The organism is Planosporangium flavigriseum (assembly GCF_011947225.1).
Lineage (GTDB): Bacteria > Actinomycetota > Actinomycetes > Mycobacteriales > Micromonosporaceae > Planosporangium > Planosporangium flavigriseum.
This window is the reverse complement of the sequence record NZ_JAATVW010000017.1, coordinates 42628-58988: the sequence shown is the minus strand read 5'-3', so window position 1 is coordinate 58988 and position 16361 is coordinate 42628. Positions and strand designations below refer to the sequence as shown.

The 16361-nt window shown below is 70.3% G+C and carries 17 protein-coding genes; 10 read left to right on the top strand and 7 right to left on the bottom strand.

All coding sequences use genetic code 11. The features are described 5' to 3' along the window. Window positions 1–33 precede the first annotated feature (33 nt). Entirely contained in the window at window positions 34–465 is a 432-nt protein-coding gene (locus tag HC028_RS21045) for a TspO/MBR family protein (RefSeq protein WP_338091289.1), read from the bottom strand. Further along, on the bottom strand, window positions 462–1034 hold the full coding sequence (locus HC028_RS21040; RefSeq protein ID WP_168079108.1) for a MarR family winged helix-turn-helix transcriptional regulator: 573 nt from the start codon (window positions 1032–1034) through the stop codon (window positions 462–464). Before HC028_RS21040 ends, HC028_RS21045 begins: the two co-directional genes overlap by 4 nt. Before the next feature lie 380 nt (window positions 1035–1414). Between HC028_RS21040 and ctaD the strand changes: the two genes are divergently transcribed. Then, on the top strand, window positions 1415–3163 hold the full coding sequence (gene ctaD, locus HC028_RS21035; RefSeq protein WP_168079107.1) for an aa3-type cytochrome oxidase subunit I: 1749 nt from the start codon (window positions 1415–1417) through the stop codon (window positions 3161–3163). Window positions 3164–3241: 78 nt separating this feature from the next. On the opposite strand, the gene HC028_RS21030 is transcribed toward ctaD, so the two are convergent. From HC028_RS21030 to HC028_RS21015, 4 genes are all read right to left on the bottom strand, one after another. Next, on the bottom strand, window positions 3242–3622 hold the full coding sequence (locus HC028_RS21030) for an STAS domain-containing protein (RefSeq protein ID WP_168079106.1): 381 nt from the start codon (window positions 3620–3622) through the stop codon (window positions 3242–3244). A gap of 126 nt (window positions 3623–3748) precedes the next feature. Then, window positions 3749–4324 carry an isochorismatase family protein gene (locus HC028_RS21025; protein ID WP_168079105.1) on the bottom strand — a complete coding sequence of 192 codons (576 nt, stop codon included), beginning with the start codon at window positions 4322–4324 and terminating at the stop codon, window positions 3749–3751. A gap of 17 nt (window positions 4325–4341) precedes the next feature. After that, window positions 4342–5628: a nicotinate phosphoribosyltransferase gene (locus HC028_RS21020; protein ID WP_168079104.1), complete on the bottom strand. Its 1287-nt coding sequence runs from the start codon at window positions 5626–5628 to the stop codon at window positions 4342–4344. A gap of 31 nt (window positions 5629–5659) precedes the next feature. Beyond that, window positions 5660–8284 carry a LuxR C-terminal-related transcriptional regulator gene (locus tag HC028_RS21015; RefSeq protein WP_168079103.1) on the bottom strand — a complete coding sequence of 875 codons (2625 nt, stop codon included), beginning with the start codon at window positions 8282–8284 and terminating at the stop codon, window positions 5660–5662. A 177-nt stretch (window positions 8285–8461) separates the two neighbouring features. Here HC028_RS21015 and HC028_RS21010 point away from each other — a divergent pair, with 177 nt between their 5' ends. From HC028_RS21010 to HC028_RS20985, 6 genes are all read left to right on the top strand, one after another. Further along, window positions 8462–10069, top strand: a complete 1608-nt coding sequence (locus HC028_RS21010) for a dynamin family protein (RefSeq protein ID WP_168079102.1) — start codon at window positions 8462–8464, stop codon at window positions 10067–10069. A gap of 62 nt (window positions 10070–10131) precedes the next feature. Further along, window positions 10132–10422, top strand: a complete 291-nt coding sequence (gene clpS / locus HC028_RS21005) for an ATP-dependent Clp protease adapter ClpS (RefSeq protein ID WP_168079101.1) — start codon at window positions 10132–10134, stop codon at window positions 10420–10422. Further along, on the top strand, window positions 10422–10913 hold the full coding sequence (locus HC028_RS21000; RefSeq protein ID WP_168079100.1) for a DUF2017 domain-containing protein: 492 nt from the start codon (window positions 10422–10424) through the stop codon (window positions 10911–10913). Before clpS ends, HC028_RS21000 begins: the two co-directional genes overlap by 1 nt. Window positions 10914–10975: 62 nt before the next feature. Further along, window positions 10976–11467 carry a M67 family metallopeptidase gene (locus HC028_RS20995; protein WP_168079099.1) on the top strand — a complete coding sequence of 164 codons (492 nt, stop codon included), beginning with the start codon at window positions 10976–10978 and terminating at the stop codon, window positions 11465–11467. A 72-nt stretch (window positions 11468–11539) separates the two neighbouring features. Continuing rightward, entirely contained in the window at window positions 11540–11833 is a 294-nt protein-coding gene (locus HC028_RS20990; RefSeq protein ID WP_168079098.1) for a MoaD family protein, read from the top strand. A 4-nt stretch (window positions 11834–11837) separates the two neighbouring features. Next, window positions 11838–12788, top strand: coding sequence for a PLP-dependent cysteine synthase family protein (locus HC028_RS20985; RefSeq protein ID WP_168079097.1), 951 nt, complete (start codon window positions 11838–11840; stop codon window positions 12786–12788). An 84-nt stretch (window positions 12789–12872) separates the two neighbouring features. Here the strand turns inward: HC028_RS20985 and HC028_RS20980 are convergent, their stop codons facing one another. Further along, the gene (locus HC028_RS20980; protein ID WP_168079096.1) at window positions 12873–13313 is read right to left on the bottom strand and encodes a hypothetical protein; all 441 of its coding nucleotides are present in this window, start codon (window positions 13311–13313) and stop codon (window positions 12873–12875) included. A 184-nt stretch (window positions 13314–13497) separates the two neighbouring features. Between HC028_RS20980 and murI the strand changes: the two genes are divergently transcribed. The 3 genes from murI to HC028_RS20965 all read left to right on the top strand — a co-directional run bounded on the left by murI (window position 13498) and on the right by HC028_RS20965 (window position 16329). Then, complete coding sequence (murI, locus tag HC028_RS20975; protein WP_168079095.1) at window positions 13498–14307, top strand: glutamate racemase; 810 nt, start codon at window positions 13498–13500, stop codon at window positions 14305–14307. Beyond that, on the top strand, window positions 14304–15053 hold the full coding sequence (locus tag HC028_RS20970; protein WP_168079094.1) for an MBL fold metallo-hydrolase: 750 nt from the start codon (window positions 14304–14306) through the stop codon (window positions 15051–15053). Before murI ends, HC028_RS20970 begins: the two co-directional genes overlap by 4 nt. Window positions 15054–15246: 193 nt before the next feature. After that, window positions 15247–16329, top strand: a complete 1083-nt coding sequence (locus HC028_RS20965) for a YihY/virulence factor BrkB family protein (RefSeq protein ID WP_168079093.1) — start codon at window positions 15247–15249, stop codon at window positions 16327–16329. Window positions 16330–16361 lie beyond the last annotated feature (32 nt).

The following is a 16361-nucleotide window of genomic DNA, read 5'->3' as shown; positions in this document are numbered from 1 at the left end:
GAGTTGACGATGAACGCACGGGCTACCAGACGCCTATCGCGTTGCTACCGCAGCCGTGACGGCGGTCATGGCAGCCATCCAGCCGACGTAGGGCAGGAGTTCCACGGCGGCGAGCCGGTCGGCGCGCCAGGCGTGGCGCAACAGGCTGACGTTGGCGGCGTTGAGGACCACGGCGTCGGCCAGCGCGAGCCGCGGTGACCGCGCGCCGAAGAACAGCGCCGACCAGGCGGCGCCGAGGACGAGGCTGGCCGCGTACGCGCGGGCGAACGGGCGCCGCTGCGCACCGGCCGTGCGGTCGAGGACGCGGGCGCCGGCGACCATGGTCAGCGCGTACAGCGGGGTCCAGGCCGCGCCGAGGACCGCCGGGGGAGGCCGCCACCGCGGCCGGTCCAGCGTGGTGTACCACGTCAGTCGAGACTGGGTGTCGGCCATGGGAGGCGCTGTTCCCTGGCGCGCCGCGATCATGCAGGGCTGTGCTGGGGGCCGCGCAGCCGCAGCTCGCGGTACCCCAAGGGGGTGTCGACCAGGTGGCAGTGGTGCGGCTCCGGCGTGCCCGGGTGTGCGTACGGCTCGAAGTGGCGGCAGGTCACGCACATCTTGGTGATCGGGATCTGGCCGCGCCGCTGCGCGCCGATGATCTGGTCGGTGACCGCCTGCAGCAGCCGGCGCTGGTCGTCGTCGCCGAGCTTGGACAGCTCGGTGAGCACGGCGGCCGCCCACTCGAGGAACTCCGGGGTGTGGGCCCGCCCACACTCGGTCAGCTCCACCCGGACGTCATCCGGCGGGCTCGGCTCCATCGTCACCAGGCCTTCACGGTGCAGGCCCGAGAGGGCCGCCTGGGCGGCCGGTACCGGCATGCCGAGCTCGGCGGCGAGGGCGTTCCGGGAGTGTGTCCCCGGCCGGCGGGAGAGCGCGAGGAGCGCCTGTTGCTGGGCGATGGTGCGTTCGAGGGCTTCGACTCGGGTGTGCTGGGCCGCTACCGCGACCCGGACGAGGCCGGTGGTCAGGTAACGGGCGAGCTGATCGAATTCCACGGCAATCGACCCCCCAGTGCGCTCAGTAGCGCGTTCGTCACTGTAGTCACGGGGAAATGTCGAGGGGAAGGGCACGCGACCACCCGGTCGGCCGCCGCGATCACCGCCTCGTCGTGGCTGGAGATCAGCATCGCCATCTCCCGCGATCACCGGGATCGTGCGGAGAGAGAATCATGCGACGGCAGGCCAGTCGGGGCGGATCACTACCAAATCGTGATCTTCTCGGGCGGGTTACCCACGCCACCAAAGCGGCGTTAGACACCTGTCGCCGGACCCCGACCGGATACCGTCTGGTAGTCGGGCTATTCTGCCCACTGGTACGGCCACAGATCGTTACCGACGCACAAGATTCAGCTGGTAACCAGCACAGGAGGCCATTCGTGACCACCGTCGCCCCGAAGCCGATAGTGACGCGGCCGTGGCCGGTCCACCAACCCGCCAAGGGCTCGGCGTTCTCCCGGCTGCTGCGCACGACGGACGCCAAGCAGATCGGGCTGATGTACCTGGTCACGTCCTTCGTCTGGTTCCTGGTCGGCGGCGCGCTCGCCCTGGCCATGCGGGCCGAGCTGGCGAAGCCCGGGCTTCAGATCTTCTCCACCGAGCAGTACAACCAGCTGTTCACGATGCACGGCACGATCATGCTGCTGTTCTTCGCGACGCCGGTTGTGTTCGCGTTCGCGAACTACATCGTGCCGATCCAGATCGGCGCGCCGGACGTCTCGTTCCCACGGCTGAACTCGTTCGCCTACTGGCTCTACCTGTTCGGCAGCACCCTCTCCGTCGCCGGCTTCATCACCCCGGACGGCGCGGCCTCCTTCGGCTGGTTCGCCTACGCGCCGCTGACCAACGCGATCCACTCGCCGGGCGTCGGCGCTGACATGTGGATCGTCGGCCTGGTGATCTCCGGTCTCGGCACGATCCTCGGCGCGGTCAACCTGATGACCACGATCCTGACCCTGCGCGCCCCCGGCATGACGATGTTCCGGATGCCGATCTTCACCTGGAACATCCTCATCACCATGCTGCTGGTGCTGATGGTCTTCCCGATCCTGGCCGCCGCGCTGCTGGCGCTGCTGGCCGACCGGCAGCTCGGCGCGCACGTCTACGACCCGGCCACCGGCGGCCCGATGCTCTGGCAGCACCTGTTCTGGTTCTTCGGCCACCCCGAGGTGTACATCGTGGCGCTGCCGTTCTTCGGCATCATCACCGAGGTCATCCCGGTCTTCAGCCGCAAGCCGGTCTTCGGTTACAAGGGCCTGGTCGGCGCCACCCTCGCGATCGCCGCCCTGTCGATGAGCGTGTGGGCGCACCACATGTTCGTGACCGGCCAGGTGCTGCTGCCGTTCTTCTCGTTCCTGAGCTTCCTCATCGCCGTGCCGACCGGTATCAAGTTCTTCAACTGGATCGGCACCATGTGGCGCGGGCAGATCTCGTTCGAGACGCCGATGCTGTTCGCGATCGGCTTCCTGGTGACGTTCCTCTTCGGTGGTCTGTCCGGCGTGCTGCTGGCCGCTCCGCCGATCGACTTCCACGTCTCCGACACGTACTTCGTGGTGGCGCACTTCCACTACGTGCTGTTCGGCACGATCGTGTTCGCCGTGTACTCCGGCATCTACTTCTGGTTCCCGAAGATGACCGGCCGGATGCTCGACGAGCGCTGGGGCAAGGTGCACTTCTGGCTGACCACGATCGGCTTCCACATGACGTTCCTGATCCAGCACTGGTTGGGTACCCGCGGCATGCCGCGCCGGTACGCCGACTACCTGGCCTCGGACGGCTTCACGACGTGGAACACGATCTCGACGATCGGTGCCTTCATCCTCGGTGCCTCGACGCTGCCGTTCATCTACAACGTGTGGAAGTCGTACAAGACCGGCCAGGTCGTCGAGGTCGACGACCCGTGGGGCCACGGCGCCTCGCTGGAGTGGGCCACGTCCTGCCCGCCGCCGCTGCGTAACTTCGACCGGATGCCGCGGATCCGCTCCGAGCGCCCCGCGTTCGACCTGAAGTTCCCGGAGCACGCGCCCGGCCACTCGCTGCAGAACCCGCCGGAGGGCGGTGCGCTGCCGGGCAGCGCCGAGCAGTACGGCGGCGCTCGCTACACCGAGGACCGCTCCGGCGAGCGGTAGTCGCCTGATCATGTGAAACGCCCGCCCGGGTCGACCGGGCGGGCGTTTCGCGTTGGACGGCTGGGTGGAGCGGGCCGCTCAGGCGACCCGGGAGGCGGGGGAGAGGATCCGCCTCCGCAGGGTGCGTGGCGGCAGACCGGGAGCCGCGGGTATGCCGAGCATCTCGGCCACTCCCATGACCGTCAACAGTCTGGCGATGAAGGGGTTGGGGTCGCAGACCCGGAACTCGACCAAGTGGTCGGCGCAGATGCGCGTGGCCACCACGAGCGTTCCCACGCCCGTGGAGTCCAGGAACGTCACGCCGGCGAGGTCGACGACGATTCTGTCGACGGCACCGGCGTTGAGTGTTGCGGAGATCGTGGCCCGGAGATCAAGGGCCGTGGCGTAGTCGACCTCTCCGTGCAGGGCGATGACGGTCTCCCGGTCACCCCGCCGGCGGGTCTGGATCGACAGGCTCACTGCGTCGCCTCCCGCGTACCAACCACCGAGCGGTGGCCTCTGAGGTGCGGTCAGCGTAGCGGACCCAGGCTCGCCCGCGCTACGTTCCGTATATCTGTGGCTTACTTATTGGCTAAAGGTCGCTACTCATGCCCGGACGACCGGTTCACCCTTCAGCGTCACCCCTGCCGCGCGCAGCTGTGACAGCGCGTCGTCGACCGTAGCCTGCGCCACGCCGGCCGTCAGGTCGAGCAGAACGGTGGTGTCAAAGCCTTCCCGGGCCGCGTCGAGCGCGGTCGCGCGTACGCAGTGGTCCGTCGCGATGCCGACGACGTCGACCGCGTCCACGTCCCGCATCCGCAGCCAGGCCGCCAGGCCGACCCCGCCGGCGTCGCCCTCGAAGCCGGAGTACGCCGCGGCGTGCTCACCCTTCGTGAAGACCGCCTCGATGCGGTCGGTCTCCAGGTTGGGGTGGAACTCCTGCCCGCCCGTACCCACCACGCAGTGGGCCGGCCAGGTCTTGACGTAGTCGGGCCGGTCGGCGAAGTGATCGCCCGGGTCGATGTGGTGGTCCTGGGTGGCGACGACGTGGTCCCACCGCCCATCACCCGCGGCGAGCGCGGACGAGATCGCGCTCGCGACCCCGGCGCCACCGCCGACGGCCAGCGAGCCGCCCTCGCAGAAGTCGTTCTGCACGTCGACGATGATCAGGGCGCGGGTCATGACGTCTCCTTCGCGGTCTACTGGCCTGGCTCCATGGTCACCGGGATGGCCGGGTCGCCCTGGGAGAGCTTCAGGCCCTCCCACGGGATGGAGATCAGGTTACGGCGTAGCAGTTCGCGGGAGTCGGCCAAGGTCGGCAGGTCGGGCACGATTTCCCCACCGCGCACGTACGGGCGCTGCAGCGGACGGTCGTGCGGCTTCGGCTCCGGGGTGCCCTGCGGCACGACGATCTCTTCGACGGCCGTACCCGTGGGCTTGTGCCGGCGTACCGCGGTCTTGCGCCCGCCCACGGTGGCCTTGTTCTCCGAGCGCTTGACCACCGGCTTACCGTCCACCTCGACCAGCTTGTAGACCATCCGGGCGGTCGGCGCGCCGGAGCCGATCACGACGGCGGTACCCGCGCCGTACGCGTCGACCGGCTCGGCGGCGAGCGCGGCGATCGAGTACTCGTCGAGATCGCCGGAGACGACGATCCGGGTATCGGCGGCACCCAGCTCGTCGAGCAGGTTCCGGGACTGCTGCGCCAGGACCGACAGGTCACCGGAGTCGATGCGGACGGCGCCCAGGTCCGGGCCGGCGACGGCGATCGCGTTGCGGATGCCCTGGCTGATGTCGTACGTGTCGACCAGCAGCGTGGTGTCCTTGCTGAACGTGTTCACCTGGGAGGCGAACGCGGCCTTCTCGTCGTCGTGCAGCAGCGTGAAGGCGTGCGCGGCCGTCCCGGCGGTGGGGATGCCGTACCGCTTGCCGGCCGCCAGGTTGGAGGTTGAGGCGAAGCCCGCGAGGTAGGCGGCTCTGGCAGCAGCGACCGCCGCCTCCTCGTGAGTACGCCGGGAGCCCATCTCGATCACCGGTCGGCCCCGGGCGGCGGTGACCATCCGGGCGGCCGCCGCCGCGATGGCGCAGTCGTGGTTGAGCACGGAGAGGATGAACGTCTCCAGCACCACGCACTCGGCGAACGTGCCGCTGACGGTGAGGATGGGGGAGTTCGGGAAGTACAGCTCGCCCTCGGCGTACCCGTCGATGTCGCCGCGGAACCGGTAGTCCCGCAGCCAGTCGGCGGTCCGCTCGTCCACCACCTTGCGATCGAGCAGGAACGCGATGTCGTCGGCGTCGAAGACGAAGTTCCGCAACTGCTCGATGATCCGGCCGGTGCCGGCCACCACTCCGTAACGGCGGCCCAGCGGCAGTCGGCGGGCGAACACCTCGAACACGCAGTGGCGGTCCGCGCTGCCGTCGCGCAGCGCCGCCGCGACCATCGTCAGCTCGTAATGATCGGTGTGCAGGGCCGTATCCGAGTTCACGGGTCACCAGCCTAGTGGGGCGCCGGATCCGTCAATCTTCGGTGGGCAGGGCCCGCAGAGCGCCGCTCAGCTCCGCCCGGCCGGCCACGCCCAGCTTCGCGTACACCCGCAGCAGGTGGTTGTCGACCGTACGCGCGGACAGGTAGAGCTGATCGGCGATCTCCTTGCTGGGTACGCCGGCCGCGGCGAGCTTGGCGATCTGTCGTTCCCGGGTGGTCAACGCCGGCTGCGCCACCGCGAGCGTCGGGCTGTTCACCCCTTCACAGCGGCCCAGGAGCGCGGTCAGCAGCTCCGTGGCCGCCCTGGTCTGCGGGGCCCGGGCGGCACGCAGGACGGGGATCGCGGCGGCGGCGGCCTCCGCCGCGTACAGCGACAGGCCGAGGTTGGCGAACGCCTCCGCCGCGGCGAGTAGCCCATGGCCGTCGCGCGCCGCCGCGGCGCGGGCGTGCCACGCCATGACCGGCGCCAGCGGCCCCTCGACCATGGCGGCCAGTTCGGCCAGGCGCTCGACGGCCTCGCCGGCGCGGCCGAGGCGGACCAGGTCGTGCAGCGCGTGCAGCTCGTGCCCGGCGAACCGGTCGGCTCGCAGCCGGCCGAGCAGCTCGGTAAGCACCTCGAGGCCGGTACGGGTGTCGCCGGCGCAGATCGCGACCCACGCCCGCGCCTGCTCCAGCCACGGGTACAGGATGTTCATGGTCGGCCGGTGGCTCGCGTCGGACTGGGCCATCGCCTCGGCGGCGAGCGCGTGGCCGCCGGAGAGCGCCGCCACGTGCGCCCGCTCCGCGTTCGCCAGCGCGGCGTACACATTGCTGGTCGCCAGCATTGCGGTGGCCTGCCCGGCGAGGCGGCCGGCCTCGTGCAACCGGCCGCGCAGCCGGGCGGCCTGCGCGCGGACCAGCGTGACGTACCCGGAGCCGAGGCGGAACTCGCCGGCGTCGGCCAGGCCGGCGAACTCGGCGGCCACCATGGTCTGCACCGCGCCGAGGTCGCCCGCGAGGATCATCGCGGTGCCACGGGCCAGTTCGACGGCGAGCTGGGTCGCGGGCGCCTCCGCCCGCCACTGCGGCGAGCCGGTGTCGACCGCGGCCATGCATCGCATGGTCTGCACGAAGGCGCCCCGCGCGGCCTGCAGGTGGGCGGCCGTACTGGCGGCGAGCGCCCGGGCCCCGGCGACGCTGTCGGGGCCGTCGAGGACGCTACGGGCCAGCTCCAGCGCGGTCTCGTGCTCGCCGTGGTGCAGGCGCATGAGCGACTCGATGGCCCGTGCCCACGTCGGGGCGCAGCCCTCGGCGAGCAGCGGCCCGTCCTTGGCCAGGTGCTCGGGTGCGGATTCGTCGGACATTCCCCAGTACGCGATGACCGCCCGGGTGCACTGCCACCGGCAGCGCTGCTCGTCGTCGGTGATCAGGTCGGCCACCGAGTCGAGGGTGCTGAGCGCCTCTTGCGGCTGGTCGACCAGCATGAGCAGCGTGCCGAGCGTCTTGGCGGCCTCGAGGCCCGCGCTGGTGGTCATTGCGGCGCGCGCCAGGCGCAGCGCGAGCGGGACGTCGTAGCCGGTGAAGGCCAGCCGGGACGCGTCCAGCAGCTGGCGCGGGTCGCGGACGGTGTCGCTGTCCAGCCGCCAGACCGCGATCCGCAGTAGATCCTCGTCGCGACGCGCGCCGGCCTCCTCGAACAGGTCGGCGAGGTCGGCCAGCAGTCGCCGGAACCGGGTGACCGGGCAGCGCTGGCGCACGATCTCTCCGTACAGCGGGTGGGCGAGCCACACGTCGACCCGGTGGTCGTCGCGGGTCACCCGGATCAGCTGGCGCTCCTCGGCGGTCTCCACGGCCGCCGCGTCGGTGGCCCCTACCAGCAGCGGCAGCCCGATCGGCGCGCCGAACGCGACCAGTTCGAGCACGGCGCGTACCTCGGGGGTGAGCTGGCCGATACGCGAGTCGACCACCTCGGTCAGCGTCGGCGCCAGCTCGAAGCGGCCGGTCCAGCGCCAGACGCCGTACGAGGCGTCGAGGTCTCCGCTGGCGCGGGCGGCGAGGACCAGCTCGCGCAGCAGCAGCGCGTTGCCCTGCGACAGCTGCCTCAGCCGGTCCACCGTCGCGGAGTCCACCGGCCCGCCGAGCACCTGGGTCAGCAGGTCGGCGACCTCCTGCTCGGTCAGCGGGCCCAGTTCGACCCGTTCGACGAGATCATCCGTCCACAGTGCTCGGACCGGGTCGGGGACCGGCTCGCCGGTGCGCACCGTCGCGAGGACCGTGGCGCGCTCGCTGCGGGCCAGGTAGTAGACCAGGGTCGCCGACAGTGGATCGAGCAGGTGCGCGTCGTCGATCGCGAGCACCATCGGTCGCCCGGCGGCCTGCTGGCGCAGCGCGTCCACGGCCCACCGCAGCAGGCCCGAGGTCGAGGCGGGCGCCGGCTGGTCGGCCGGCAGTACCTGGGACAGGCCGCCCAGCGGGAGTCCGGCGGTGGCCGCATTGGCCGTGGTCGACCAGACCGACAGGCGCTCGGCATCCAGGCCCACGACACCCTCGCGGAGCAGCCGGCTCTTCCCGATGCCGGCGGCACCACCCAGAATCAGACCACGGCCAGTGGCGCCTGCGGCCGCCTCGGTCAGTCGGGTCAGCTCCTCGCCACGCCCGACGAAACTCCACGGAGGCACGGTCGCAGCATATAGACGTTCCCGTTACTGTGTGCACCCTCGTATGTCACAAACTTTGAGTAGTGCACCGTCCGTCCTTTGAGTACTGTCTCTCCTGCCCCTGTAAGTGACCGTTCACGTAGCGTTCCGGTGCCGGCCGGCACGGGGTTGGTCGGCCATGAACACGGGAGGCGGCGCATGAAGTCGGCAGTGCCTCGCACGCCGATGGCGACCCTCGGAGCGGCTGCGCCCAGCGGGCCGGCGGAGACGTTCAACGGGCGGATCGAGTCGACGTCACCCGACGGTCGGCTCGCGCCGTCGGCACCTTCGGACGCCGCGAATGTTCCGATGATCGTGGTGGCGGGCGCGCCGCGGTGCGGAAAGAGCTCCGTGACCAACGCGCTGTTGGGTACGTCCACGTCGAGGCCGGCCGGCGGGCCGGTCGTCGATCTCCCGACCACCTCCGCGTACGTGAACTTCCGCCACGGCGAGGAGCTGCGGGCGTACGCGTACGTGCCGGGTCGGCGGGCCCCGCGCCTGCTGAGCGTGGAGCAGTTGCGGGCGGGCGACTCAGGCATGTTCGCGCGCGGCGGCCCGGGTCGCCCGCCGCGCCGCGTGGTGGTACTGCACCCCGCGGAACTGCTGCGGCACGTCAGCCTGGTCGATACGCCGGGCGCCGGCGGGTTCGACGAGGCGTACGCCGAGATCGTCCTCGACGCGCTCGACCATGGCGGTGGGCTGCTCTTCGTGACCGAGGCCTCGACCGCCCTGGGATCCGCGCAGTTGGACTTCCTCGCCGAGGTCGAGCAGCGCGGCGTACCCGTGACGTTCGTCCTGACCAAGATTGACTCCTGCCCGCAGTGGCCGGCGGTGCTGTCGGCCAACCAGAAGCTCGTGCACGACCACGCGCCGCGGCTGGCCACCGCCCCGTGGTACGCGGTGAGCACGCTGCGCGGCGCCGACGACGCCTCGCCCGCGGCGGCGGTGGAGGAGGCGGCGCGCGGCCTCGCCGGGCTGAGCCTGGGCGCGCTGCGGCGCGGCCTCACCGAACCGGCGCCGGGGGAGCGGTCGCCCCGGCAGGCCGGCGCACCTGGTCGGACCGGCGTGCCGGCGCCCGCGCCCGCGCCGCGCGTCGCGGCCGGCGCCACGGATGCGCACTGGACAGAACTTCTCAACCAGGAGATCCGCGCCGGCGGGATCAACACCGCCCGGTACCTGGCCATGGATCTCGAAGCGATCCAGCTCCGGTGCGCACGGGAGACCGACTCGCCGGAGGGCCGCGCGCGCCTCGCGTACGCGGTCGACCGTGAGTTGCACGCGCTGTCGGTGCGGCTCACCCGCGCCGTCGACGAGGTCGCGACCGAGATCATGCGGAAGGTGTTCGGCGAGATCCTGGAGGTGCCGCCCGACCGGGCCGCGGTGGAGCGCGTCCGGGGCGGTGCCCGGCGCGCGGTCGAAGCGGCCGAGCGCGGCGAGCCCGAGTGGGACCGGGCTCTGCTGGTCACGGCCACCGGAGGCGTCGCAGTCTCGGCGGGCGGTGGGGCCGTCGCGAGCCTGTCGGCCATCGAACCGCGGCCGATCGACGCCCAGTTGCTGCCGCCGGTCGGCGTGGGTCTGAGCGCCACCTGCTACTCGGCCCGCGGCCACGACGTCGACGGCAGCCGGTGCCGCGGCTGGCTGGCGAAGACGATGCGGACCCTCGAAGTCGACCTCGGGTGCGAGCTGGCCCAGCGCTTCGAGTACCTGCATGAAGCGCTCGCGGTGGTGGCCGCCGACACGGTCGATCATGGGGTGCTGCTGGCCTGACCTCATAGGGGGCTCAAGACGCGGTTGTCGCTATCCGGGCTGGTACGGGTAAGAATGGCCCTATGGCGGCCCCACAGGTGACACCGGTTGCAACGCCCGACATCGCGGAGGTGCCGGCGACGGACCGGCCCTTCGTGACGATCGTGTGGAATGACCCGGTCAACCTCATGAGCTACGTGACCTGGGTCTTCCAGAAGCTCTTCGGGTACAGCAAGGAGAAGGCCGAGCGGCTCATGCTGGACGTGCACCACAAGGGCAAGGCGATCGTGTCCAGCGGCGCGCGGGAGCGGATGGAGCACGACGCGTCGCGACTGCACGCGTACGGGCTGTGGGCGACGGTGGACCAGTCTTGATGTTCAAGCGAGAAGGTGACGTCTGCGTCGGCCGCTTCGACCAGGCCGAGGCGGCGGTGCTCCAGCAGGTGATGGTCGAGATGGTCACGCTGCTGTCGGAGCGGCTCGACCATGCCGACCCGGTGGTCGCGCGCCTGTTCCCGGACGTGTACCGCGACGATCCCGACGTCTCTGCCGACCTGCGGCGCTACACCGAGGCCGACCTCAAGGCGGCCAAGCTCGACCAGGCGGGGGAGATGCTCGCCGCGGTGCCGCCGGAGGGCGGTGAGGTGCGCCTCGACGACGAGGGGGCCGAGGCGTGGCTGCGGGCGCTGACCGACGCCCGGCTCGCACTGGGCCTACAGCTGGGCATCCGCGACGACACCGATCTGGTCGAGGAGCTGGACGAGGCCGTGGCCCGCGATCCGATTTCGGTACGGGTGGCGCAGTTGTCCGTGTATGCGTACTTGAGTCAGCTGCAGGAGTCCCTGCTCGAGGCGCTCACCGGGTGAGCCGTCCCACGTGGTGACGCTCACCTGCCGGGTGCCGGAGGAAGTTGGGTAATCTAGGGCGCGTGCTGACCATCGACGCCGCGATCCTGGAAGCGATCGTTGCGCACGCCCGCCGGGACCACCCGGACGAGGCGTGCGGGATCGTGGCCGGTCCGATCGGCTCGGACCAGCCGACCCGCCACATCGCGATGGACAACGCCGAGCGCTCGCCGACGTTCTACCGCTTCGACTCGATGGAGCAGCTGCGGGTGTGGCGCGAGATGGACGACCGCGACGAGGAGCCGGTCGTCATCTACCACTCGCACACCGCGACCGAGGCCTACCCGTCGCGGACGGATGTCGGGATCGCGCAGCTTCCGGAAGCGCACTACCTGCTCGTCTCCACGCGGGAACCGGACACCACCGAGATCCGGTCGTACCGGATCGTGGACGGGGTCGTGACCGAGGAGCCGGTGCGCGTCGTCAACGCGGGTGTGGACCAGCACGCCGTCCAGTCCTACATGTTCGGACAGAGCCCGGCGGAGGTCGACTACGAGTGTCCTGCCGGCAGCTGACGCCGCGCGATTCCACCCGAAGTCACCGCTGTCCACCACCTTCTGTTCGACTTATGAGGAGCATCGAAAGTCATGGCCATCGAGGTTCGCATTCCGACGATCCTGCGTTCGTACACCGGCGGCGCCAAGTCCGTCGAGGGCAGCGGTGACACGCTCACCGACCTGCTCTCCGACCTGGACAGCCGGCACGCCGGCATCCGTGGCCGTCTGATCACCGACGAGGGCGCGCTGCACCGGTTCGTCAACATCTACGTCAACGACGAGGACGTCCGGTTCATCGGTGGCCTGGACGCCAAGCTGGCCGACGGCGACAACGTGACGATCCTGCCCGCCGTCGCCGGTGGCTCGCTCGCGATCTGGGCCTAGTCCCATGGCTCGCTACGAGTCTCTGCTGGACGCGTGCGGCAACACCCCGCTGGTCGGCCTGCCCCGGCTGTCGCCCAGCCCGGAGGTGCGGCTGTGGGCGAAGCTGGAGGACCGCAACCCCACCGGCAGCATCAAGGACCGGCCCGCGCTGTGGATGGTGCGGGCCGCCGAGGAGTCCGGAAAGCTGCGCCCCGGTGACACGATCCTGGAGCCCACGAGCGGCAACACCGGGATCGCGCTCGCCATGGTGGCGAAGCTCCGCGGGTACCGGCTGGTCTGTGTCATGCCGGAGAACGTCTCCAGCGAGCGGGTGGCGCTGCTCCGCATGTACGGAGCGGAGATCATCTTCTCGCCGGCGGCCGGCGGTTCGAACCGGGCCGTCGCCATGGCCAAGGAGATCGCCGCCGAGCACCCCGACTGGGTGATGCTGTTCCAGTACGGCAACGAGGCCAACGCCCGGGCGCACTATGAGACCACCGGCCCGGAGTTGCTGCGCGACCTGCCCACGATCACCCACTTCGTGGGCGGGCTGGGCACGACGGGCACGCTGATGGGCGTCGGGCGATACCTTCGCGAGAAGGTCGAGGGCGTCGAGATTATCGCGGCCGAGCCCCGCTACGGCGAGCTGGTGTACGGGCTGCGCAACATCGACGAGGGGTACGTCCCCGAGCTTTACGACGCGACGGTGCTGACCCGCCGGTTCTCGGTCGGCACCCGGGACGCGGTCCTGCGCACCCGGCAGCTCGTCGAGGTCGAGGGGCTGTTCGTCGGCTTCTCCACCGGGGCGGTGCTGCACGCCGCCCTCGCCGTGGCGCACGAGGCGGTCAAGGCGGGCAAGCGGGCGGACGTGGCGTTCGTCGTCGCCGACGCCGGGTGGAAGTACCTGTCGACGGGCGCCTACACCGGCACCCTCGGCGAGGCCGAGGAGTCCCTCGAAGGCCAGCTCTGGGCCTGATCGCGCGCTGGGCCTGATCGCCGCACAGACGTCGAAGCCACGCACCTCACCGCGAGGGGCGTGGCTTCGGACGTTTCATGGATGCTAAGAGAAGTAGGTGCCGACGAGCGCGAGGACCTCGGCCGCCGAGGCGAACCGCATCAGCTTCCAGGGCAATCGGCCTTTGTGGAGGGTGGCGAAGGCGGTGAACGTGGCCACGACCCCGGGGATGCCCATGGCGAATATCAGGAACCAGTACCAGAGCGGCATCTCGGTGAAGATCCCGAACACGACGCGCGCTGCGATGATCAGGCCGAGGGCGCCGAGCACCGCCGACCAGGCGGAGATGCCGAGGAGTTGGCGCATGCGTACGTCCGGATCGGGCGTGCCGGGCATCCGTAGTTGCGCGAGGGCGTCGAGCGCCTCCTCTTGCGAAGGTAACCGGGACCGCAGGTGTGCGACGGCCGCGTTGATCCTGGCCCGCACCGGTACCGGTCTGGCTCTGTGTCTCTTTACCGCCACGGGAGTGGCGAACTCGCCGCTCATCGATCGAGTCCTTCGTTTTGGCTTGATGTCCCGAAAAGTACCGACTGCGTATTTTCACTCACTGCACAGTGAAATGGACCTTGCGTAATGGGTACTGGTCAGCCGTGACCATGGGTGTCACGTTGGCGACATGTGGCGCGTGATGTTGAGAGAGAGACGGGTCCGTCGGCGTAGGCTGCGCTGCGTGACGGACGCGCCCATCGGGATCTTTGACTCAGGCGTCGGCGGTCTGACCGTGGCTCGCGCCATCCTCGACCAGTTGCCGCACGAACAGGTCCTGTACGTCGGAGACACAGCGAATGTGCCTTACGGCCCTAAGCCTATAGCTGACGTGCGCCGTTTCGCGCTCCAGTGCCTGGACCATCTGGTCGAGCAGGGCGTCAAGATGCTGGTGATCGCATGTAACAGCGCCTCCGCGGCCTGCCTGCACGACGCCCGCGAGCGTTACCCGGTGCCCGTGGTCGAGGTCATCGGTCCCGCCGTCCGTCGGGCCGTCGCCGCCACCCGTAACGGACAGATCGGTGTCATCGGCACCAAGACCACGATCAACAGCCGGGCGTACGACGATGCGTTCGCCGCTGCGCCGCACGTCACGGTGCACGGCGTCGCCTGCCCCCAGTTCGTCGACTTCGTCGAGCGCGGCGTCACCTCGGGCCGGGCGCTGCTCGGACTGGCGAGCGGGTACCTGGAGCCGCTGCAGCGCGCCCAGGTCGACACGCTGGTGCTCGGCTGCACCCACTACCCGCTGCTGGCCGGGCTGCTCGGGCTGGTCATGGGCGACGGTGTCACGCTGGTATCGAGCGCCGACGAGACGGCGAAGGACGTCTACCGCGTGCTGACCGAACTCGACCTGCTGCGCCCCGACGACGCGCCGCTGCCGGAGCACCGGTTCCTGGCCACCGGCGACACCGAGAGGTTCGCCCGCCTGGCGCGCCGCTTCATCGGCCCCGAGGTCGGCCTGACCGGTGCCGCTCCCGTCGAGGCGGCGGCATGAGGCTGACCGTCCTTGGGTGTGCCGGCAGCTTTCCCGGCCCGGAGTCGGCCTGCTCGTCCTACCTGCTCGAGGCGGACGGGTTCCGGCTGCTGATCGACTTCGGCACCGGTTCGCTGTCGGCGCTGCAGCGCTTCTCCGGCCTGTACACCGTCGACGCCATCCTGCTGTCGCACCTGCACGCCGATCACATCTTCGACGCCTGCGCCTACGTGGTGGCACGCCGCTACGCGCCGACCGGGCCGCTGCCGACCCTCCCGGTCTACGCGCCGCCGGGCGCCCCGGAGCGGCTGGCCGCGGCGTACGGCGGACCCGACGAGGGGCCGCTCGACGACGTCTACTCCTTCTATGCGCTACAGCCCGGCACGTTCCCGATCGGGCCGTTCCAGGTCACCGTCGACCGGGTCAACCATCCGGTCGAGACCTACGGCGTCCGCATCGAGCACGGTGGGCGGGTGCTCGTGTACTCGGCCGACACCGCGCCCTGCGAGTCGCTGGTACGCCTGGCGCAGGGCGCCGACGCGTTCCTGTGCGAGGCGAGCTACCTCGACGGCATGGACAACCCTCCCGACCTGCACCTCACCGGCCGGGAAGCGGGCGAGCACGCGGCCAAGGCCGGCGTCGGCCGGCTGCTGCTGACCCATCTGGTGACCGCGTGGGGCAGCGAGTCGGAGACGTTCGAGGCCGCGTCGTCGGCGTTCGCCGGGCCGGTCGAAGTCGTCCGCCCGGGCTGCCGGTACGAGATCTGAAATATCTCGTCGCCCACAATTTGCCCGACGTCAACGGCGTCGCGCACTCAGCGCGCGGACATCAGGATCGATGCCGAGATCGAGGCGGCACTGGCCAGGCTTGAGCAACACATTTCGCCGCCGATCACGATCCATTGACGGTTCACCGTGCTCATTTCGGGAACACAAGCGGTAATCCCGGAAGGAGCGCACGGTGGACGAGCGAGACACGCGCGACCGGCGGCAGGACCTGCCTCAGCAACGAGACCGACAGCAGGACCCGGCCGGCCAGCAGGCAACCGACGAAGAGAAGGAGCGGGCCGGTCGGGCGCAGCCCGAGAGCCCGACCGACCTGACCAAACCGAGTTGGAAGGGCGTGCTCAAGCGCACCCTCAAGCAGTTCCAGACCGACAACCTCACCGACTGGGCGGCGGCCCTGACCTACTACGGCATCCTGTCGCTGTTCCCCGGGCTGCTGGCGCTGGCCTCGGGGCTGGGCATGCTCAGCAAGAACGCCCCGGGCACGGTGATCAAGGCCATCCAGCAGTTCCTGCCGCCGCAGGCGCAGCCGGTGATCGGGCCGGCGATCGAGAAGGCGCTGCAGAACGCGAGCGCTGGCGCCGGGATCTTCGCGATCGTCGGTCTGCTCGGCGCGCTGTGGTCGGCGTCGGGCTACATCGGGGCGTTCATGCGGGCCGCGAACGCGATCTACGACGTGCCGGAGGGGCGCCCCTTCTGGAAGACGCTGCCGCTGCGCCTCGGCCTGACGATCCTGATCGGCGCCCTGCTGGTGGTCAGCGCCCTGGCCGTCGTGCTGACCGGCAAGCTCGCCGAGGTGGTCGGCCGCCTGCTGCACGTCGGCAACACGGCCATTCTCGTCTGGAACATCGCCAAGTGGCCGGTCGTGCTCGTTCTGATCAGCCTGGCTTTCGCGCTGCTGTACTACCTGGCGCCCAACGCCCGGCACACCGGGTTCCGCTGGATCACCCCGGGCGGCGTGCTCGCCGTCGTGGTGTGGGTCATCGCCTCCGGCGCGTTCGCGCTGTACGTGTCGAACTTCGGCTCGTACAACAAGACCTACGGTGCCCTGGGCGGCGCGATCGCGGCCCTGGTCTGGCTGTGGATTTCGAACATCGCGATCCTGTTGGGAGCCGAGTTCGACGCGGAACTGGAGCGGCAGCGGGCCATCGTGACCGGCCTGCGGCCGCAAGACAAGGAGCCGTACCTCCCGCTGCGCGACGACCGGAAGGTGGACGAGCACCCGCAGGAGAAGAAGAACAACAAAGGGCTGACGTGAGGACCGTCGCACCCGCACCCTAGGGTGATGGT

Excerpts from the sequence above, each read along its gene's own strand:
- HC028_RS21045 (WP_338091289.1), bottom strand. The coding sequence starts at position 465 with ATGATCGCGGCGCGCCAGGGAACAGCGCCTCCCATGGCCGACACCCAG.
- HC028_RS21025 (WP_168079105.1), bottom strand. The coding sequence starts at position 4,324 with ATGACCCGCGCCCTGATCATCGTCGACGTGCAGAACGACTTCTGCGAG.
- HC028_RS21010 (WP_168079102.1), top strand. The coding sequence starts at position 8,462 with ATGAAGTCGGCAGTGCCTCGCACGCCGATGGCGACCCTCGGAGCGGCT.
- clpS (WP_168079101.1), top strand. The coding sequence starts at position 10,132 with ATGGCGGCCCCACAGGTGACACCGGTTGCAACGCCCGACATCGCGGAG.
- HC028_RS21000 (WP_168079100.1), top strand. The coding sequence starts at position 10,422 with ATGTTCAAGCGAGAAGGTGACGTCTGCGTCGGCCGCTTCGACCAGGCC.
- HC028_RS20990 (WP_168079098.1), top strand. The coding sequence starts at position 11,540 with ATGGCCATCGAGGTTCGCATTCCGACGATCCTGCGTTCGTACACCGGC.
- HC028_RS20985 (WP_168079097.1), top strand. The coding sequence starts at position 11,838 with ATGGCTCGCTACGAGTCTCTGCTGGACGCGTGCGGCAACACCCCGCTG.
- HC028_RS20980 (WP_168079096.1), bottom strand. The coding sequence starts at position 13,313 with ATGAGCGGCGAGTTCGCCACTCCCGTGGCGGTAAAGAGACACAGAGCC.
- HC028_RS20970 (WP_168079094.1), top strand. The coding sequence starts at position 14,304 with ATGAGGCTGACCGTCCTTGGGTGTGCCGGCAGCTTTCCCGGCCCGGAG.